The organism is Mesorhizobium sp. B2-6-1, from assembly GCF_006440475.1.
Classification (GTDB): Bacteria; Pseudomonadota; Alphaproteobacteria; order Rhizobiales; family Rhizobiaceae; genus Mesorhizobium.
Genome location: NZ_VFUH01000009.1, coordinates 216,815 through 234,491 on the forward strand (window position 1 = coordinate 216,815; position 17,677 = coordinate 234,491).

Here is a 17,677-nt window from a genome sequence, read left to right on the forward strand (position 1 = left end):
TGGCCGAGTAGTGGCCCACGCCATTGTTGCCTGGGCTCAAAGCCTCGCTACAGACTGTCCGATCTCGGTACCCCGTCCCAATGAGGCAATCTTGTGCTTGCGATCAATCCGGCTTCGGCCTAAGTCACCGGCGATCCCGGAGACATTTATGGCTGGCACATCCCAACACGGCAAAGCGTTCATTCGCCCGAAGAAGAAGGCCCACCTTCTCGTTATCGAGGCACGCTTCCACGACGATCTTGCCGACGCGCTGCTCGAAGGCGCGACGAGCGCGCTTGACGAAGCGGGTGCGACCTACGACGTCGTCACCGTTCCAGGTTCGCTCGAAATTCCCGCCGTCATTACCTTCGCGCTGGACGGCGCGGCGGAAGGCGGCATGAACTATGACGGCTTCGTCGCGCTTGGCACCGTCGTCCGCGGGGACACCTATCACTTCGATATCGTCGCCAATGAATCCAGCCGCGCACTGATGGACCTGTCCGTGCAGGACTCGGTCTGTATCGGCAACGGCATCCTGACCACGGAAAACGACGCACAGGCCTGGACGCGAGCCAAGCGTTCGGAGGGCGACAAGGGTGGCTTTGCCGCGCGCGCGGCGCTGACCATGATCGCGCTCAAGGAACGACTGGGAGCGCGATCGTGAGCGACCCCGCTTCGCCCGGACAGCCCACGGTGCGCCACGCCAACAAGCGCGGCGCGGCGCGGCTTGCCGCCGTGCAGGCCCTCTATCAGATGGATGTCGCCGGCAGCGGCGTCTTCGAGATCACTGCCGAATACGAAGCGTTTCGCCTTGGCAAGGAAGTCGATGGCGCGCTTTACCGCGAGGCGGATGCCCAATGGTTCCGCGCCATCCTCACCGGTGTCGTCGAGGACCAGAAAACCATCGATCCGGTTATCCGCCAGGCGCTGACCGATGACTGGCCGCTGTCGCGCCTCGATTCGACACTGCGCGCAATCCTGCGCGCCGGTGTCTACGAACTGATGAAGCGCGAAGACGTGCCGGTGGCGGTGATCGTTTCCGAATACGTCGATATCGCCAAGGCTTTCTACGAGGAAGACGAGCCGAAGCTGGTCAACGCCGTGCTCGATCGCGTCTCCCGTCGGGTGCGTGGCGAGGGACGCGGCAAGGACGCTTCATGACGGCGGTCGCCATCGAGGCGGCCAGGGAGGCGCGGCGCACCGCGTTGATCCTCGCCGCCTCGCAGGCGATCATTGGTTCGGCAGCGCCCATCGCCATCTCCATGGGCGCGCTTGCCGGTCAATATCTGCTCGGCCCGGACAAGTCGCTGGCGACGGCGCCGATCACCGGCTTCAATCTCGGCGTGGCACTCGGTGCGCTGCCGGCGGCGGCCATCATCCGCGCCATGGGCCAGCGCGGCGGCTTCATGACCGGTACGATCGTCACCGCGCTTGGCGGTCTGGTCGCGACGCTGGCACTCTTCCATGGCAGTTTTTGGCTGTTTGCCTTCGGCCTGACGGTGATCGGTGTCGGTGGCGCCTTCGTCCAGCAGTTCCGCTTTGCCGCCGCCGACAATGCGCCGCCGCAGTTCAAGGCGCGCGCCATCTCCTTCGTGCTGGCGGGCGGCATCATCACCGCCATTCTCGGACCGCAGATCGTCATCTTCACCCGCGAGTTGTTCGCACCGGTGATGTTTGCCGGTTCGTTCGCATCCATCCTGGTGCTAGCCGCCGTCGGCGCGGCGATCCTGTCATTGCTGCGCCTGCCGGCGAGGGCCGCCGCCGGCGGAACGGAAATTGCCGGCAGCGATGCCCGGCCCTTGGCCGAGATCGTCACGCAGCCGCGTTTCGTCGCGGCACTCTTCTGCGCGGTCGGCAGCTATGCCCTGATGAGCTTCGTCATGACCGGCGCGCCGCTCGCCATGGTCGGCTGCGGCCTGTCGGAGGACGATGCGACGCTCGGCATTTCGTGGCATGTCATGGCAATGTTCGGGCCGAGCTTCTTCACCGGATCGCTGATCCATCGCTTCGGTGCTGAACGCATTGTCGCGGTCGGCCTCCTGCTGCTGATCGGCTGTGCGGTCGTCGCGCTGTCCGGCTTGGCGCTATGGCAATTCTGGACGGCGCTGATCCTGCTCGGCCTCGGCTGGAATTTCGGCTTCATCGGCGCCACGGCCATGGTCGCGGCAAGCTACCGGCCTTCCGAAAAGGGCAAGGTGCAGGGGTTCCACGACTTCGTCCTGTTCGGCTCCGTGGCCTGCGCCTCGCTGATGTCGGGCATGGTCTACAATGCCTGGGGCTGGACCATGCTGAACTGGATGATCTTTCCCGTCACCGTGCTATGCTTCGTCGCGCTCGGCGCGCTGAGGATTGCGAGCTTGCGTCTGGCTTGACGCCCAATTTGAATTTATGCGTCCGGCGGCAGAACCTGAAGCACTCGCGCTATGAACATGTGAAACTCAGCCATGTAGTTGCGCAGGAAGTCCTCAGTGGATTCGACCGTCACCTCGCCGTCGTCGGTGATCAGCCCCGGCGTGAACTGTATGTAGGCTTCAGGCGCGTTCATCTGGGGCGAATTGCAGAAACTCAGAACGCTTCGAAGGCTTTGTTGGGCAACGGCGGTCGCGATGGCGCCCGGCGATGTTCCGATGACGGCCGACGGTTTGCGCGCGAACGAATTCTTGCCGTAGGGCCGACTGGCCCAGTCGATTGCGTTCTTCAATCCACCAGGGATCGAGCGGTTGTACTCCGGGGTGACGAACAATACGGCCTGGACGGAGGCGATCGCCTTTTTGAAATCCCGGGCTGCCGGTGGGAAGTCGGCGTCATAGTCGTAGCTGTACAGTGGCAGATCCTTGAAGGCGATTTCGGTCATGTCGAGTTCGGGAGGGGCAAGTTGAACGAGCGCCTTCGCGAGCTTGCGGTTGATGGATTCCCGGGCAAGACTGCCGATGAGGTAACCGACTTTGTGTATGGCCATGACACGCTCTCCGTGTTTGCCACCCGCACCCTCACCGCATTATCCGCCAGATGGCAGCAGATCGCCAGCGTCGCGTCGCAATTGGCCTTCCGAACAAAAATATTGCGTCTGTACCACTTGTTATGAAACCGTGTGCCCCGACGAGACGTTGGAGCCGTGCTCATATGCGGCACCGAATTCCGGTTCACAGCAAGGGATTTTCACAATGTTTTCAATCAAGCTTCTGGCTGGCGCGGCGCTCGCGCTCGGCATCACGGCGGCATCGGCGAATGCTCAGGTGGTTGTGTCCTCAAAGATCGACACCGAGGGCGGCGTGCTAGGCAATATCATCCAGCTCGTCCTCAACGCCAACAACATCAAGACCACTGACCGCATCCAACTCGGCGGCACGCCGGTGGTGCGCAAGGCGATCACCGCCGGCGAGATCGACATCTATCCCGAATACACCGGCAATGCCGCCTTCTTCTTCGAGAAGACCGACGACCCGGTCTGGAAGGACGCCGCCAAGGCGTATGAGACGGCCAAGAAGCTCGATTACGACGCCAACAAGATCGTCTGGCTGTCGCCGTCGCCGGCCAACAACACCTGGGCGATCGCACTGCGCAAGGAGGTGGCCGAAACCAACAAGCTCGCCACCCTGTCCGATTTCGGCAAATATGTCGCCGGCGGCGGCAAGGTGGTGCTCGCGGCCTCGGCCGAGTTCGTCAATTCAGCCGCGGCCCTGCCGGCGTTCCAGACCACCTACGGCTTCACGTTGAAGCCTGACCAGTTGATCACGCTCTCCGGCGGCGACACGGCCGCGACCATCGCGGCGGCAGCCAACCAGACCAATGGCGCCAACGCCGCCATGGTCTACGGCACTGACGGCGGCATCGCGCCCTCCGGGCTGGTCGTGCTCGACGACGACAAGGGCGTGCAGCCGGTCTACCAGCCGGCGCCGATCATCCGCGAGGCGGTGCTGAAGGAGCATCCCGAGATCGAGACGTTGTTGAAGCCGGTCTTCGCCAAGCTCGACCTCATCACGCTGCAGGAACTCAACGGCCGCGTCCAGGTCGGCGGAGAGCCGGTCAACGGTGTGGCGGAAGACTTTTTGAAGAAGAATGGGTTCTTGAAGTAGTCAGCGCTTAGCTGACCGTGATGCTGGTGCGAGGCGCCCCCCTCTGGAAGCTGCCGATCTCCCCCCTTGCGGGGGAGATGTCCGGCAGGACAGAGGGGGGTGCTGTCCCGCCGACCTCTCAACTCGTCACAGCTGCGCGCTCGGACAGGACCGTTTTCGAACAAGCCGACGCTCGAAAGTTGGCGATCCTTCACACCCCCCTCTGGCCTGCCGGCCATCTCCCCCGCAAGGGGGGAGATCGGAAATCGCGTCGGCTTTCGCCAGTCGCCAGCCAACTGTGTACCTCGTGGCAGATTTCCCCCTTTGAGGGGCAGCCATGACCCTCCGCTTCGACAAGCTCGGCGTGGTCATCGCCGCGATCGCTGCCTATGCGGCTTTCGTAGCACCCTTCGCCACGTTCCGCGCCAATCGCATCGTGCCCGGCCAGGCGCGCTCGATCGTAGAGGCACTTCCGGCACTGGCCGGCCCGCTGCTTTTGGCCATCGTTGTCGCAGCCGCGCTTGTCGCGCTGCTGAAAACGCCGCTCGTCCTGCGCCTTGCCGCGAGCGTGATCACGCTGGCGGCTCTCGCGCTGTTGATCGGCGTCACCGGGACATTCCTGACCCCGGCAGGCAATACCTTCGCGCGCGTTTCGCCGGCCTCCGGGTTTTGGCTGCTGATCTTTGCCTTTACCCTCCTGCTGGCCGACGTGCTGACGAGAATGAACCTGTCTCCCTGGTCACGTGTCGGCGTGCTTGTCGTTGCCGCGCTCGCCATCGGGCTGCTGCTCATATCGGGATCCTGGGACAGCCTTTCGATCCTCAAGGAATATTTCAACCGTGCCGACAGTTTCTGGGCCGAGGGCGCCAAACATGTCACGCTGGCGCTTGGTTCGCTGGCGGCGGCGGTGATACTGGGCCTGCCGCTTGGCATCCTGTGCCATCGCGTCGAGCGCCTGCGCGCCGGCGTGCTCAACGTGCTCAACATCGTCCAGACCATTCCCTCGATCGCGCTGTTCGGCCTGCTGATCGCGCCGCTCGGCTGGGTGGCGGCGCATGTGCCGGGAGCGGCCGCGCTCGGTATCCGCGGCATCGGAACGGCACCTGCGTTCGTGGCGCTGTTCCTCTATTCGCTGCTGCCGGTCGTCGCCAATACCGTGGTCGGCCTTGCCGGTGTGCCGCGTGCCGCCAATGACGCGGCGCGCGGCATGGGCATGACGGATCGCCAACGCCTGTTCGGCGTCGAGTTTCCGCTGGCCTTCCCAGTGATCCTCACCGGTATCCGCATCGTGCTTGTGCAGAACATCGGCCTCGCCACCATCGCCGCCCTGATCGGCGGCGGCGGCTTCGGCGTGTTCGTGTTCCAGGGCGTCGGCCAGACCGCGATGGACCTGGTGCTGCTTGGCGCCGTGCCGACGGTTGCGCTCGCCTTCGCTGCTGCCATCATTCTCGACGCGGTGATCGAAATGACCTCAACCAAGCGCAGGGCGGACCCCGCATGATCGAGATCGAAGGCATTACCAAGCGCTACGATGCGACCACGGTGGTCGATGAAGTCTCGATGATCATAGAGCCCCGCACCCTTTGCGTCATCGTCGGCACCTCGGGCTCCGGCAAGACGACGCTGCTTCGCATGATCAACCGGCTGGTCGAGCCGACTTCCGGCGTCATCAAGCTCGACGGCGCCGACAACCGCTCGGTGCCCGGCTACGAGCTGCGGCGCAGCATCGGTTACGCCATCCAGGGCCACGGCCTGTTCCCGCACCGGACGGTGGCGCAGAACATCGCCACCGTGCCGGTGCTGCTTGGCTGGGACAAGGATCGCATCAAGGCCCGTGTCGACGAACTGATGACGCTCTACCAGCTCGACCCGCAGGCCTACGGGCCGCGCTATCCGCACGAGCTCTCCGGCGGCCAGCAACAGCGCGTCGGCGTCGCCCGCGCGCTCGCGGCCGAACCCAATGTGCTGTTAATGGACGAGCCGTTCGGCGCGCTTGACCCCATAATCCGCACCAAGGCGCAGGAAGATCTGCTTGCGATCCAGAGGCGCTTCGGCACCACCATCATCCTCGTCACCCACGACATGGAAGAGGCCGTGCATATGGGCGACAAGATCGCCGTCATGGATGCCGGCAAGCTGGTACAATATGCCAGGCCGGCGGAGATACTGGCGAGGCCGGCCAGCGGCTTCGTCGAGACCCTGGTCGGCGCCAGCGAAAAACCGTTTCGGCTGCTGTCGCTCGGCCGCGTGCGCGACGCAGTCGAAAAGGGCGCGGCGGAAGGTGAGGCGATTCCTGGCGACGCCAGCCAGCGCGACGCGCTGGCCGAACTTCTCTGGTCTGGCCGTCCGGCGCTGCCGGTCAAGGATGCCGACGGCAAGCCGCTCGGTCGCGTTACCATCGACGGCTTGGTGAAGCGTGCGGCGAGGCCGGCATGAAAGCCTGGCTGCCGTTGCTGCTCAGGCTTGCGCTGGTGGTGCTGCTGGTCGCTTTCGTCACCAGCCCCGGCTGGTTCGAGCCGCTGCTCAAGCCGCTGACCGAGAACGGCGCGCCGGTGATCTACAATCAGGGCAGCCTGCTGACGCTGATGCTGCTGCACCTGCGCACCGTGCTGATCGCCACGCTCGCCGCCACCATCGTGGCGGTCGCGCTCGCCATCCTGGTCACCAGGCCTGCCGGCGCCGAATTCCTGCCGCTGTCACGCAGCCTGGTCAATATCGGCCAGACTTTCCCGCCGGTGGCGGTGCTGGCGCTTGCCGTGCCGGCGGTCGGGTTCGGCGAGAAGCCGACGCTGATCGCATTGTTCCTCTATGGTCTGCTGCCGATCTTCGAGAACGCGCTGACCGGCCTGACGACGTTGCCCGGCAATGTCATGGAAGCGGCGCGCGGTGCCGGCATGACCGGTTGGCAAAGGCTGCTGAAGGTCGAATTGCCGCTCAGCGCGCCGGTCATCCTCGGCGGCATAAGGCTGTCGGTGGTTATCAGCCTGGCCACCGCCACCATCGGCTCGACGGTTGCAGCGAAGACATTGGGCGAGGTGATCATTGCCGGGCTCTTGTCCAACAATCTCGCTTTCATCTTGCAGGGCGGCCTGATCGTCGCCGCCTTGGCCGTGCTGATCTATGATGGGTTGTCGGCGGTCGAACGCTATGCCGCGCGGCGCATGGGGCGCCAGGCCGAGTAGGCTTCTGTCCCGGTGCTCCGATCTTTCAACGTCCACTTGAACGGGCAGGGTGGTCGAGCGTCAGTTCGAGTTTGATGCCCTGCTCTTTGCAGATCCAGCGGCGGCAGATGACGGCAAAGTCGTGTTGTGTGCCGGCTTTCACGAACGAGACAAGATCACCCACGGCGCAATCGCTGCCGAGCTGGAGCGCCTCGATGGGTTCGGCGAGGACTTGCTTGCCGGCATAATGTCTTGCGCTGGCCGTGAGCGTAATCAACACCCGCCTGCCAGTTGCGCGATCTTCGGGACTCGGCGATTGATTGGGCCGATGCCCCGATCCTTCAGCAGGAGTTCTTGCCATGACCTTGCGCTTCTCCAAGATCGTCATGTGTCTCTGTCTGGCGGCTTTCGCCTTTCTTGTCGCTTTCGGCAACGTCACCGATTACGGCTCAAACTTCGCCTTTGTCCAGCACGTGCTGAGCATGGACACGACCTTTCCCGGCAACGCGCTGATGTATCGCTCGATCACCAACCCCTCGCTATGGACGACGGGCTACTGGCTCATCATCGCCGGCGAGGCGCTGACCTGTCTGCTCTACCTGATCGCGGCCTGGAACCTGTGGCAAGCGCGCAATGCCAGCGGAGAGGTTTTCAACGATGCCAAGAAATTCGCCGTTATCGCCGCGACGATGGGATTCCTGATCTGGTATCTTGGATTTATGGTGGTGGGCGGCGAGTGGTTCGCCATGTGGCAATCGAGCATCTGGAACGGCCAGCAGAAGGCATTCATGTTCTACATGACCATGCTGGCGGTGCTGATCTTCGTCATCCAGCCAGACGGTGATCTGCGCCAAACCTGAGTGCTGATCCGTGATTTCAATCGATATAAAGCAGCAGCGGCATGGCGACATCTGCCGCCGTCTGGCTCTTTTGGGCGAAAGCCGGGCAAAAACCGAACAATATCTTGACGTTCGCGGCCCTGTTTCGCATACACCGCTGCGAAGAGGGGGATTCCGCGCACGGGATTCCGTCTTTGTCTCAACGGCCCAGGGAGGGGTTCTTTTGGGCCAGCAATCGAGGAAAACCCGGCATGACCATAATTTCCGCCGTCATCGCCTGCGGCCTGCTTTCTGTCCTTTACGCCATCTGGGCGACACGTTCGGTCCTCGCGTCGGACCAGGGCAATGCACGCATGCAGGAAATCTCCGCCGCCATCCGTGAGGGCGCGCAAGCCTATCTGGCGCGCCAGTACACCACCATCGCCATCGTCGGCGTGGTCGTGCTGCTGCTCGCCTGGTGGCTGCTGTCCATCACCGCCGCGATCGGCTTCCTGATCGGGGCCGTGCTTTCCGGCGCGGCCGGCTTCATCGGCATGCATGTTTCGGTGCGGGCCAATGTTCGCACGGCACAGGCCGCTTCCAACAGCCTTGCCGCCGGCCTCGACATCGCATTCAAGTCGGGCGCCATCACCGGCATGCTTGTTGCCGGCCTTGCCCTGCTTGGCGTGTCGATCTACTACCTGATCCTCACCCATTTCATGGGGCTTCAGCCCAATGACCGTATCGTCATCGACTCGCTGGTTTCGCTCGGCTTCGGCGCCTCGCTGATCTCGATCTTCGCCCGTCTCGGCGGCGGCATCTTCACCAAGGGTGCCGATGTCGGCGGCGATCTGGTCGGCAAGGTCGAAGCTGGTATTCCCGAGGATGATCCGCGCAACCCCGCCACCATTGCCGACAATGTCGGCGACAATGTCGGCGACTGCGCCGGTATGGCGGCCGACCTGTTCGAGACCTATGCGGTGACAGTCGTCGCCACCATGGTGCTGGGCGCCATCTTCTTTGGCGGCACCGCGGTTCTGAGTGCCGCGATGCTCTATCCGCTCGCTATCTGCGGCGCCTGCATCCTGACCTCGATCGTCGGTACTTTCTTCGTCAAGCTCGGCTCCAACGGTTCGATCATGGGCGCGCTCTACAAGGGGCTGATCGTCACCGGCCTGTTGTCCATCGTGGGCTTGGGCGTCGCCACCTCGGCCACGCTTGGCTGGGGCGAGGTCGGCACTGTCGCCGGCATGGTCATCACCGGCAAGAACCTGTTCATCTGCGGCCTGATCGGCCTCGTGGTGACCGGTCTCATCGTCGTGATCACCGAGTACTACACCGGCACCAACAAGCGTCCGGTCAACTCGATCGCCCAGGCGTCGGTGACCGGGCACGGCACCAACGTCATCCAGGGCCTTGCGGTCTCTCTGGAATCGACGGCACTGCCGGCCATCGTCATCGTCGGCGGCATCATCTCGACCTATCAGCTCGCCGGCCTTTACGGCACGGCGATCGCCGTCACCACCATGCTCGGCCTTGCCGGCATGATCGTCGCGCTCGATGCCTTTGGCCCGGTCACCGACAATGCCGGCGGCATCGCCGAAATGGCCGGCCTGCCCAAGGAAGTGCGCCACTCCACCGACGCGCTCGACGCGGTCGGCAACACCACCAAGGCGGTGACCAAGGGCTATGCCATCGGTTCGGCGGGCCTCGGCGCACTGGTGCTGTTCGCGGCTTATTCGAACGACCTGAAATTCTTTGCCGCCAATGGCGACAAATATCCCTACTTCCAGGGCATGGGCGAGGTCTCCTTCGATCTTTCCAACCCCTACGTCGTCGCCGGCCTGATCTTCGGCGGCTTGATCCCGTATCTGTTCGGTGGCATCGCCATGACGGCCGTCGGCCGCGCGGCGGGCGCCATCGTCGAGGAGGTGCGCAAGCAGTTCCGTGACGACCCGGGCATCATGGCCGGCACGTCCAAGCCGAACTATGCGCGCGCGGTAGATCTTCTGACCAAGGCGGCGATCCGGGAAATGATCATCCCGTCGCTGCTGCCGGTGTTGGCGCCGCTCGTCGTCTATTTCGGCGTGCTGCTGATCTCGGGCTCGAAAGCGTCGGCCTTTGCGGCTCTCGGCGCCTCTCTGCTCGGCGTCATCGTCAACGGCTTGTTCGTCGCCATCTCGATGACTTCGGGCGGCGGCGCCTGGGACAACGCCAAGAAGTCGTTCGAGGACGGATTCACCGACAAGGACGGCATCAAGCACCTGAAGGGTTCCGAGGCGCACAAGGCCTCGGTGACCGGCGATACGGTCGGCGATCCCTACAAGGACACGGCCGGCCCGGCGGTCAACCCGGCGATCAAGATCACCAATATCGTGGCGCTCCTGCTGCTGGCGGTGCTGGCGCACGGCTGAGCGGCAAAGCTCGACAATGAAAACCCGCGGGGAGCAATCCCCGCGGGTTTTTATTTGACGGCGGTTTTGGAACGCGGAAAACGAATTTCAACGGCTGCGTCCGCGTCCTGCCGTCGCTGTCTGCCCATCGCCGACGAGCCGGCCTCTCCCGCCCCATGATAACAAAAACCCGTGGGATCGCTCCCACGGGTTTTTGGTCGCCTGAGATGGTGCTGCCATCCCCAAGGGGAGGCGGGTCTGAGATCAGGGAGTGCCGCCGCCGGGAATGCCGGGCGCCAGCTTGCTGGCGCCGTTGATGATCTGGCTGAGGAAGTTCTGGTCCTTGCCGCCAGTCGGCGTGGTGCGCGAGATGAAGTCGAAGATCTTGCCGTCCTTCAGGCCGTAATTGGCGATCTGGGTGACCCGCCCATCGGCCCCGAAATAAACCGCCAGCACATGCTGATCGATCAGCCGGGGCTTGTCGAAGGCGACATAGCGCTTGCGAGTCTGCGAGATGTAGTAAAAGGCTTCATTGTCGAAGGTCGCCGTCGTCGAGGGCGTGCCGAGCGCGAGCAGCACCTGCTCGCGGCTTGAGCCGACCGGCACCGAATCGATCGCCTGCTGATCGATGACATACCCCTGCGTCAGCGTTTCGCTGGGGTTCAGATCACCGATCATCTTGGAACTGTTGCAGGCCGAAAGCGCCGCAATGATGGCCAGCAGCGAGATCGCGCCAGCGGGCCTGGAAGAGAAGGTCGACTTGAAATTCAGCGCGCGCAACAACAATTCTCCATTATATCGCCGCAACTTGCGCTGGGCCGCAAAACCGGTAAACCAGCTTGCTTGCCGATGCAACAAGGCCAATTCAACAAACGGTCCCCGGAGACCATCCCCATGTTCCAGCGCCTTTTTGGTCGCGAACGCCACGCCAACCGCGCCATCACCGACGCGCTTTACGCACAAATCGTGGCGGCCGCGCGGCAGACCGTATTTTATTCCCACTGGAATGTGCCGGACACGCCGCTTGGGCGTTTCGAAATGCTGTCGCTGCACATGTTCCTGGTCCAGCACCGGCTGCGTGGGGAAGACGGCGTGGCGCAGGAGATCGCGCAGGTGCTGATCGACGAGTTTTTTCTCGACGTCGACCATTCGCTGCGGGAACTCGGCATTGGCGATGTCGGAGTGCCCAAGCGCATGAAAAAGCTGGCGAAGATGTTTTATGGCCGCACCGCCGCCTATGACGACGCATTGGAGCGCAATGATCATGATGGGCTCACCGCCGCCCTTGCACGCAATGTCCGGCCCGACGCCGCGGCCTGGGCGGAAGCGTCACGACTGTCCGACTATGTCGCCGATGCCCGCAACCGGCTGGCCACGCAGCCGTGCCGGGCGATCGTCTCCGGCACGGTGACCTTTCCGCTCGCCCAGGAGGCAGATCGATGAAGCACGCCGATCCGCAAAGTCCGGTATCGTTTTTTGCCAACGTCGCCCGCCTGCCGCAGAAGGGCTTGCCGGTGGTCATCGAGGCCGACGCCACCCAGCGCGCGACACTCGCCGAAGAGCACAGCTTGCTCTCGGTCGAAGCCTACCGTGCCGAATTCCTGGTGACGCCGTGGAAACGCAATGGCGTGAAGGTCAGCGGCCGGGTCGAGGCCGACATCACCCAGGCCTGTATCGTCACGCTCGATCCGGTCGGGGCGCATATCGACGAATCATTCGAGGCTCTGTTCCTGCCCGAGGATTCCAAGCTTGGACGACAGGGATTCGAAGGCGGCGGCGAGATCCTGCTCGACGCGGATGGACCTGACAGTCCCGAAACATTTTCAGGCGACACGATCGATGTCGGGGCACTCGCCGAGCAGTTCTTCGGACTGGCCATCGATCCTTATCCGCGCAAGCCGGGTGCGTCGCTTGATGCCGGCCGCGAGGCCGAACCGGTGGAGAATGAATTTCAGCAGAAACTGCGGTCGCTGTTGGGAAAATCCTGAAAACCTCACCCGCGACGGAAAAGTCGGTTGTGCGAATGTCCAAAACCGCTATTTTCGCCGAACCTTCGCGATCACTAAAACGATCCGCCGCCTAAGCAAAACCGTGAGATGAATACCGCGTGATCAGGATTTCCATCGATGCCATGGGCGGCGATCACGGACCAGCCGTGGTCATTCCGGCGCTCATGACGGTCGCGACCCGCCGTCCCGACGTCCGCTTCGTCATCTACGGGCGGGAGGAGGCCGTACGACCCGAACTGGCCAAATTTCCCAAGCTGGCCGGTGTGAGCGAATTCTTCCACTGCGAGGTGGCCGTCAGGATGGACGACAAGCCGAGCCAGGCACTGCGCCATGGCCGCTGGAAATCGTCGATGTGGAAGGCTGTCGAGGCGGTCAAGTCGGGTACGGCGGACGCCTGCGTCTCGGCCGGCAACACCGGCGCGCTGATGGCGATGTCGAAATTCTGCCTGCGCACCATGGCCACCATCGACCGCCCGGCGATCGCGGCACTTTGGCCGACGCTGCGCGGCGAAAGCGTGGTCCTCGACGTCGGCGCCACCATTGGCGCGGATGCGCACCAGCTCATTGATTTTGCCATCCTTGGAACCGGCATGGCCCGATCGGTCTTCGGCGTCTCGCGGCCCAGTGTCGGCCTGCTCAATGTCGGCGTCGAGGAGATCAAGGGCCAGGAAGAGGTCAAGGAGGCTGGGCGCATGCTGCGTGAAGCCAATATGGCCTCGATGAACTATCACGGTTTCGTCGAGGGCGACGATATCGGCAAGGGCGTGGTCGACGTCGTCGTCACCGAAGGCTTCGCCGGCAACATCGCCCTGAAGACGGCGGAAGGCACGGTGCGCCAGATTGGCGGCTACCTGCGGGCGGCGATGAGCCGTACGCTGATGGCCAGGGTCGGCTATATCTTCGCCAAGGGCGCGTTCGATCGCCTGCGCGAAAAGATGGATGTCGGCCGCTCCAATGGCGGCGTTTTCCTGGGGCTGAACGGCATTGTGGTGAAAAGCCACGGCGGCGCCGATTCGGATGGTTTCGCCGCCGCCATCGAACTCGGCTACGATATGGTGCGCAACAATCTGCTCGACCGCATCGAGGCCGACCTGGACTTGTTCCATGCGCGCAATCCGCATGCCCAGACATCTAGGAAATCCGACGTCGTCAGCGACGCAAAGGAATAGGAAAGAACTTTGATCAGATCAGTCGTGCGCGGCATGGGCGCCGCGCTGCCCCGCCGCATCATGAAGAATGCCGACTTTGAAGGCATGGTCGAAACCTCGGACGAGTGGATCGCCCAGCGCACCGGCATCCGCCAGCGCCATATCGCGGCCGACGACGAGACCACCGCTTCGCTGGGTGAGGCGGCGGCGCGCGCAGCGCTCGCCGATGCCGGCCTGACACCCGGAGACATCGACCTGATCGTGCTGGCGACCTCGACACCCAACAATACTTTTCCGGCCACGGCCGTCGAAATCCAGAACCGGCTCGGCATGCATCACGGCTTTGCCTTCGACCTGCAGGCGGTATGCTCGGGCTTCGTCTATGCGGTAACCACGGCCGACCTCTATATTCGCGGCGGCTTGGCCAAGCGCGTGCTGGTGATCGGCTCGGAGACCTTCTCGCGCATCCTCGACTGGACCGATCGCTCGACCTGCGTACTGTTCGGCGATGGCGCCGGCGCCCTGGTTCTTGAAGCCGGCGAAGGGGGCGGCAGTATTGCCGACCGCGGTGTGCTAGCGATGAGCCTGCGCTCCGACGGCGCGCACAAGGACAAGCTCTTTGTCGACGGCGGGCCTTCGACGACGGGAACGGTCGGCTATCTCAGGATGGAAGGCCGCGAGGTCTTCAAGCATGCGGTGGGCATGATCACCGACGTCATCGAGGCGACGTTTTCGCAGGCCGGCATCACCGCCGACGACCTGGACTGGTTCGTGCCGCATCAGGCCAATAAACGGATCATTGACGCTTCCGCCAGGAAGCTCGGGATAGCTGAGGAAAAGGTGGTGGTGACGGTCAATCTGCACGGTAACACCTCGGCTGCTTCCGTGCCGCTGGCGCTTTCCGTGGCTGTTGCCGATGGCCGCATCAAAAAGGGCGACCTTGTGCTTCTGGAAGCGATGGGCGGCGGCTTCACCTGGGGCGCGGTTCTGCTTCGCTGGTAAGTGCCGAACGGTCCGGTTCGGTCCTTGACCTTGCCGGATCAATTACTTAGGCTCTGCCGCTGTTGTATCGATTTTATGTTTGAGCTGATGGGACGGTCGCATGGGGGGAAAGACACTTACGCGCGCCGACCTTGCCGAAGCCGTTTACCGCAAGGTAGGTTTGTCGCGCACTGAATCGGCCGAACTCGTCGAGGCGGTGCTGGACGAGATCTGCGAGGCGATCGTCCGTGGCGAGACGGTGAAACTGTCGTCTTTCGCGACGTTCCACGTCCGCTCCAAGAACGAGCGCATCGGGCGCAATCCCAAGACCGGCGAAGAGGTGCCGATCCTGCCGCGCCGGGTGATGACCTTCAAGTCGTCGAACGTGCTGAAGAACCGCATCTTGCGCTCCCACCAGAGCGGCAAGGCAAAGGGCGGCAAGTAGGCTCGCTGCAAATGCACGGTTGAAAACAGGCCTTGCGATGATGCCGGGCTTGAATATTGCCTCACAAACCGCTGAAATGAGACCCGATTCGGCAACATGGCCGGATTGGTGTTCCGCGTGATCGTTACGCGCAGCCGGAATGAGCTCCCCTCCTGTCGAGGGAATCTCGTTCGAACGCCGGTTCCCATGTCCCGGGATCATGCTCCAGTGTGAGGATTTCGCCCATGGACAAGAGCCCTGACGCCTTTCGCACCATCAGCGAGGTCGCCGAAGACCTCGATCTGCCGCAGCACGTGCTGCGCTTCTGGGAAACGCGTTTCAACCAGATCAAGCCGATGAAACGCGGCGGCGGCCGCCGCTACTACCGGCCGCAGGATGTCGAACTGATCAAGGGTATTCGCCATATGCTCTACGACCAGGGCTACACCATCAAGGGCGTGCAGAAGCTGTTGCGCGAAAATGGCAACCATTTCCTGGTTGCCATCGGCAATGGCGATATGGCCGCCGTCGAGGCGATCTCGCAACGAAAGCAGGCCGACCAGGTGCCGTTGACGGCGGCAGCGCAGCCGCGCGGCGGAGATGACGAACTGGTTGGCCAGCCGAGGGTCAAGCCCAGCCGCCGTTTCTTCGGTCTTGGCAAGAGCGACGAGGAAGGCCCGGTCCAGCCGGACGCTTCGAAACTGTCGCGGGACAATCGCGCGCTGTTGCAGGAAGCGTTGTTCGACCTCCTCGAATGCAAGCGCCTCCTCGACCAAGTGCGCTGACGGGCAACCGGCCGGCGCCTGAAGAACGGGAACCCGCCTTTGGGTGATGCGTTACGTTTTCTTGAGCAAGACAAGGCTTGAGCAGACAAGGAAACGCATCATGGCATTATTCTCGACCCTCTCGGACGTCGATCTCGACAGGCGGGTCGCTGCACTCTCCAGGGAATTGGCGGCCCTGAAGAAGGCTGCGTCCAGGCGGGGCGGCGCCTATTACGAAGACGGTCGCGACGCGGCGCTTGACACGTATTCCGACCTTGCGGAACGTCTGCACGATGCGTTGCCGGCGATCCGCGAGCGGGGCAGGGCGATCGAGAAATCCGCCCGCGAGCATCCGGCGACGGCCGCGGCGATCGGCTTTGTGGTGCTTGGTCTGGTCGCCAGTCTGCTGTTCAGCCGGCGCTGACCTTTATTTATTCCTCGGTTCCGCTGGATCGGTGCGCGGGCGATTCATGTTGCCCGAAAGTGCACCCGGTTTAGGACAGCGGCACCTGTGGGTGCCACGAAAAAAGGGCCATAGCCCCAGCTTGTCGGTCTGCAGCACGAACAGGGGTTTTTTCGTCAGAGCAGGCGCTCGTTGTAGCGCTGCGAGATCGCGCTGATACGGCGCGTATCCGGAGGAAACCAGGAGAAGACCGGCTTCGAACAAGAAGCCAAAGCCGGTCTTCTCATTGGCAGTCGGTTAAGCTCAGGCCTTCTTGCCCATAACCTTGTGGTGGTGATGATGGTAGTGGTGGCTGCGATGGTGCTTGCGATGATGACGATGATGCTTGTGCATCGGCGCGGCATCAGCGCTGGTCGCGCCGAGGATTGGCATGGTGAATGCAAGTGCAACTGCAAGCCCGAGGGCCGAGAGGAGGGACTTCTTCATGGATATCTTCCTTTTTTCGCAGGCAATCTGAATCAGGCCAACAGCCTGTTCGCCGCGAGCGGGATTACGCTCCCGATTTTTTTCGTCAGTATTTCCCGAATATAGAATTTTGTTTCTGGAATGTGTCTGGCGGCGCAGGCTGTGGGCTCCGCCGACAGGCTGAGCCCACAGCGCCGATGAGCGGGAGAAATTTCGATACGGGGCCGCAGACGCAACCGGCTTACATGGGCGGGACCACGCCATTGTTGCCGACCACGACGCGGTTGGCACTCAGCGTGCCGTCGGCGCCGCGCGTCGCGGTGACCACGACGGGCGCGCCGGGCTTGAGATCGCCCGGCGTGGCCGGCGCGAAGGTGACGACCGGCGTCTTGTCGGGGATTGAGATCTTCTTTGTCTGGCCGTTGTCATAGGTCAGCGTCACCGCGCGGCCATTCACGTCGGTCACGTCGGCGACGGTGCCGTTGGTCATGCGGCTGTTGGGCTTGAGGTCCCAGGCGCGGTCGCCTTCGCCCGTGCCTTTCAAGGCTGCGGGAAACACCACGACCTCGAGCGCGCCGCTGCCGCCATCGGCCTTCGACAGGGATGCTATGCCGAGGAAATCGCCGAGCTTGATGTCCTTTACCGACGCGCCCGCGACGCCCGATATCTTCCATCCGGCAGCGAGCTTGATCTTATCCATGCCACCCTGGCGGTTTTTCACCGTCAGCTGGGATTGGTCGGAACTGGCCACGACGCCGCGCACCCGCACCGTGTCTGCCGCCGGCGCGCTGGTTGCAGCAAGGCCAAGGCTGGAAAGCGTGCCGAGCACGATCATGATTGTCCGCAATTTCATCGCATCGATCCTTTCAGGAAAATGACAGCCGCGCCGGCAACGTCTTGGGTTTCGCGCCGGCGCAATTGAACCAACGAACGGGGTCGTAAAAATCATCGAGGGACGAGGTGATCAGGTGTTCAAAAGAACTTGATCGAGAGCGGTTGCGAGCGGCGTCCGCCAGGCATGGTTCACGATGCTGTGACGGCCAGTTTGTGACTTGGCAAATCACCCGCAAGCGGGCA

At 63.0% G+C, this 17,677-nt stretch carries 22 protein-coding genes; 17 read left to right on the forward strand and 5 right to left on the reverse strand.

The window, feature by feature from the left end:
• Window positions 1-148 precede the first annotated feature (148 nt).
• From ribH to FJ443_RS19755, 3 genes are read left to right on the forward strand one after another with little or no spacing between them, the layout of a single operon-like run.
• Window positions 149-643 (forward strand): 6,7-dimethyl-8-ribityllumazine synthase, encoded by a 495-nt coding sequence (gene ribH / locus FJ443_RS19745; RefSeq protein WP_140494037.1) that lies wholly within the window; start codon window positions 149-151, stop codon window positions 641-643.
• A complete protein-coding gene (gene nusB, locus FJ443_RS19750) occupies window positions 640-1,140 on the forward strand; it encodes a transcription antitermination factor NusB (protein ID WP_140494035.1) in 501 nt (166 codons plus the stop codon). The genes ribH and nusB overlap by 4 nt, the downstream gene beginning before the upstream one ends.
• Complete coding sequence (locus FJ443_RS19755) at window positions 1,137-2,351, forward strand: MFS transporter (RefSeq protein ID WP_140494033.1); 1,215 nt, start codon at window positions 1,137-1,139, stop codon at window positions 2,349-2,351. The genes nusB and FJ443_RS19755 overlap by 4 nt, the downstream gene beginning before the upstream one ends.
• Before the next feature lie 14 nt (window positions 2,352-2,365).
• On the opposite strand, the gene FJ443_RS19760 is transcribed toward FJ443_RS19755, so the two are convergent.
• Window positions 2,366-2,938 carry an NADPH-dependent FMN reductase gene (locus FJ443_RS19760; protein WP_140494031.1) on the reverse strand — a complete coding sequence of 191 codons (573 nt, stop codon included), beginning with the start codon at window positions 2,936-2,938 and terminating at the stop codon, window positions 2,366-2,368.
• Between FJ443_RS19760 and FJ443_RS31220 the strand changes: the two genes are divergently transcribed.
• From FJ443_RS31220 to FJ443_RS19785, 5 genes are all read left to right on the forward strand, one after another.
• On the forward strand, window positions 2,855-3,064 hold the full coding sequence (locus FJ443_RS31220; RefSeq protein WP_181165181.1) for a hypothetical protein: 210 nt from the start codon (window positions 2,855-2,857) through the stop codon (window positions 3,062-3,064). The genes FJ443_RS19760 and FJ443_RS31220 overlap by 84 nt on opposite strands.
• A 79-nt stretch (window positions 3,065-3,143) precedes the next feature.
• Window positions 3,144-4,055 (forward strand): ABC transporter substrate-binding protein, encoded by a 912-nt coding sequence (locus FJ443_RS19765; protein ID WP_140665442.1) that lies wholly within the window; start codon window positions 3,144-3,146, stop codon window positions 4,053-4,055.
• A 316-nt stretch (window positions 4,056-4,371) separates the two neighbouring features.
• Window positions 4,372-5,535: an ABC transporter permease gene (locus FJ443_RS19775; RefSeq protein WP_140583725.1), complete on the forward strand. Its 1,164-nt coding sequence runs from the start codon at window positions 4,372-4,374 to the stop codon at window positions 5,533-5,535.
• On the forward strand, window positions 5,532-6,470 hold the full coding sequence (locus tag FJ443_RS19780; RefSeq protein WP_140665445.1) for an ABC transporter ATP-binding protein: 939 nt from the start codon (window positions 5,532-5,534) through the stop codon (window positions 6,468-6,470). The genes FJ443_RS19775 and FJ443_RS19780 overlap by 4 nt, the downstream gene beginning before the upstream one ends.
• Window positions 6,467-7,216: an ABC transporter permease gene (locus FJ443_RS19785; protein WP_140494023.1), complete on the forward strand. Its 750-nt coding sequence runs from the start codon at window positions 6,467-6,469 to the stop codon at window positions 7,214-7,216. Before FJ443_RS19780 ends, FJ443_RS19785 begins: the two co-directional genes overlap by 4 nt.
• Window positions 7,217-7,241: 25 nt before the next feature.
• On the opposite strand, the gene FJ443_RS19790 is transcribed toward FJ443_RS19785, so the two are convergent.
• A complete protein-coding gene (locus FJ443_RS19790) occupies window positions 7,242-7,583 on the reverse strand; it encodes a hypothetical protein (RefSeq protein WP_246681225.1) in 342 nt (113 codons plus the stop codon).
• Here FJ443_RS19790 and FJ443_RS19795 point away from each other — a divergent pair.
• Window positions 7,555-8,055, forward strand: coding sequence for a DUF2165 domain-containing protein (locus FJ443_RS19795; protein ID WP_140494019.1), 501 nt, complete (start codon window positions 7,555-7,557; stop codon window positions 8,053-8,055). The two genes, FJ443_RS19790 and FJ443_RS19795, sit on opposite strands and share 29 nt — an antisense overlap.
• A gap of 230 nt (window positions 8,056-8,285) precedes the next feature.
• Window positions 8,286-10,427: a sodium-translocating pyrophosphatase gene (locus FJ443_RS19800; protein ID WP_140521791.1), complete on the forward strand. Its 2,142-nt coding sequence runs from the start codon at window positions 8,286-8,288 to the stop codon at window positions 10,425-10,427.
• Window positions 10,428-10,670: 243 nt separating this feature from the next.
• On the opposite strand, the gene FJ443_RS19805 is transcribed toward FJ443_RS19800, so the two are convergent.
• Complete coding sequence (locus FJ443_RS19805; protein WP_140494015.1) at window positions 10,671-11,186, reverse strand: outer membrane protein assembly factor BamE; 516 nt, start codon at window positions 11,184-11,186, stop codon at window positions 10,671-10,673.
• 114 nt (window positions 11,187-11,300) lie between these two features.
• Between FJ443_RS19805 and FJ443_RS19810 the strand changes: the two genes are divergently transcribed.
• The 7 genes from FJ443_RS19810 to FJ443_RS19840 all read left to right on the forward strand — a co-directional run bounded on the left by FJ443_RS19810 (window position 11,301) and on the right by FJ443_RS19840 (window position 16,156).
• A complete protein-coding gene (locus FJ443_RS19810) occupies window positions 11,301-11,849 on the forward strand; it encodes a ubiquinol-cytochrome C chaperone family protein (protein WP_140494013.1) in 549 nt (182 codons plus the stop codon).
• Complete coding sequence (locus tag FJ443_RS19815) at window positions 11,846-12,394, forward strand: DUF177 domain-containing protein (protein ID WP_140515709.1); 549 nt, start codon at window positions 11,846-11,848, stop codon at window positions 12,392-12,394. The genes FJ443_RS19810 and FJ443_RS19815 overlap by 4 nt, the downstream gene beginning before the upstream one ends.
• A 119-nt stretch (window positions 12,395-12,513) precedes the next feature.
• On the forward strand, window positions 12,514-13,584 hold the full coding sequence (plsX, locus tag FJ443_RS19820; RefSeq protein ID WP_140665449.1) for a phosphate acyltransferase PlsX: 1,071 nt from the start codon (window positions 12,514-12,516) through the stop codon (window positions 13,582-13,584).
• 9 nt (window positions 13,585-13,593) lie between these two features.
• Complete coding sequence (locus tag FJ443_RS19825) at window positions 13,594-14,565, forward strand: beta-ketoacyl-ACP synthase III (protein ID WP_140494008.1); 972 nt, start codon at window positions 13,594-13,596, stop codon at window positions 14,563-14,565.
• Between the two features lie 100 nt (window positions 14,566-14,665).
• On the forward strand, window positions 14,666-14,989 hold the full coding sequence (locus FJ443_RS19830; protein WP_140494007.1) for an integration host factor subunit alpha: 324 nt from the start codon (window positions 14,666-14,668) through the stop codon (window positions 14,987-14,989).
• A 224-nt stretch (window positions 14,990-15,213) separates the two neighbouring features.
• Window positions 15,214-15,753, forward strand: a complete 540-nt coding sequence (locus FJ443_RS19835) for a MerR family transcriptional regulator (RefSeq protein WP_140494005.1) — start codon at window positions 15,214-15,216, stop codon at window positions 15,751-15,753.
• Window positions 15,754-15,853: 100 nt separating this feature from the next.
• The gene (locus FJ443_RS19840) at window positions 15,854-16,156 is read left to right on the forward strand and encodes a hypothetical protein (RefSeq protein WP_140515713.1); all 303 of its coding nucleotides are present in this window, start codon (window positions 15,854-15,856) and stop codon (window positions 16,154-16,156) included.
• Window positions 16,157-16,438: 282 nt separating this feature from the next.
• Here FJ443_RS19840 and FJ443_RS19845 read toward each other — a convergent pair whose 3' ends face one another.
• Together FJ443_RS19845 and FJ443_RS19850 are read right to left on the reverse strand one after the other, a co-directional pair.
• Window positions 16,439-16,621 (reverse strand): hypothetical protein, encoded by a 183-nt coding sequence (locus tag FJ443_RS19845; RefSeq protein WP_140521795.1) that lies wholly within the window; start codon window positions 16,619-16,621, stop codon window positions 16,439-16,441.
• Window positions 16,622-16,841: 220 nt separating this feature from the next.
• Window positions 16,842-17,453 (reverse strand): hypothetical protein, encoded by a 612-nt coding sequence (locus FJ443_RS19850; protein ID WP_140521797.1) that lies wholly within the window; start codon window positions 17,451-17,453, stop codon window positions 16,842-16,844.
• Window positions 17,454-17,677 lie beyond the last annotated feature (224 nt).

Coding starts and splice junctions, on each gene's coding strand:
- ribH (WP_140494037.1), top strand. CDS start 149: ATGGCTGGCACATCCCAACACGGCAAAGCGTTCATTCGCCCGAAGAAG.
- FJ443_RS19755 (WP_140494033.1), top strand. CDS start 1,137: ATGACGGCGGTCGCCATCGAGGCGGCCAGGGAGGCGCGGCGCACCGCG.
- FJ443_RS19760 (WP_140494031.1), bottom strand. CDS start 2,938: ATGGCCATACACAAAGTCGGTTACCTCATCGGCAGTCTTGCCCGGGAA.
- FJ443_RS19765 (WP_140665442.1), top strand. CDS start 3,144: ATGTTTTCAATCAAGCTTCTGGCTGGCGCGGCGCTCGCGCTCGGCATC.
- FJ443_RS19775 (WP_140583725.1), top strand. CDS start 4,372: ATGACCCTCCGCTTCGACAAGCTCGGCGTGGTCATCGCCGCGATCGCT.
- FJ443_RS19780 (WP_140665445.1), top strand. CDS start 5,532: ATGATCGAGATCGAAGGCATTACCAAGCGCTACGATGCGACCACGGTG.
- FJ443_RS19785 (WP_140494023.1), top strand. CDS start 6,467: ATGAAAGCCTGGCTGCCGTTGCTGCTCAGGCTTGCGCTGGTGGTGCTG.
- FJ443_RS19795 (WP_140494019.1), top strand. CDS start 7,555: ATGACCTTGCGCTTCTCCAAGATCGTCATGTGTCTCTGTCTGGCGGCT.
- FJ443_RS19790 (WP_246681225.1), bottom strand. CDS start 7,583: ATGACGATCTTGGAGAAGCGCAAGGTCATGGCAAGAACTCCTGCTGAA.
- FJ443_RS19800 (WP_140521791.1), top strand. CDS start 8,286: ATGACCATAATTTCCGCCGTCATCGCCTGCGGCCTGCTTTCTGTCCTT.
- FJ443_RS19810 (WP_140494013.1), top strand. CDS start 11,301: ATGTTCCAGCGCCTTTTTGGTCGCGAACGCCACGCCAACCGCGCCATC.
- FJ443_RS19815 (WP_140515709.1), top strand. CDS start 11,846: ATGAAGCACGCCGATCCGCAAAGTCCGGTATCGTTTTTTGCCAACGTC.
- FJ443_RS19830 (WP_140494007.1), top strand. CDS start 14,666: ATGGGGGGAAAGACACTTACGCGCGCCGACCTTGCCGAAGCCGTTTAC.
- FJ443_RS19835 (WP_140494005.1), top strand. CDS start 15,214: ATGGACAAGAGCCCTGACGCCTTTCGCACCATCAGCGAGGTCGCCGAA.
- FJ443_RS19840 (WP_140515713.1), top strand. CDS start 15,854: ATGGCATTATTCTCGACCCTCTCGGACGTCGATCTCGACAGGCGGGTC.
- FJ443_RS19845 (WP_140521795.1), bottom strand. CDS start 16,621: ATGAAGAAGTCCCTCCTCTCGGCCCTCGGGCTTGCAGTTGCACTTGCA.
- FJ443_RS19850 (WP_140521797.1), bottom strand. CDS start 17,453: ATGAAATTGCGGACAATCATGATCGTGCTCGGCACGCTTTCCAGCCTT.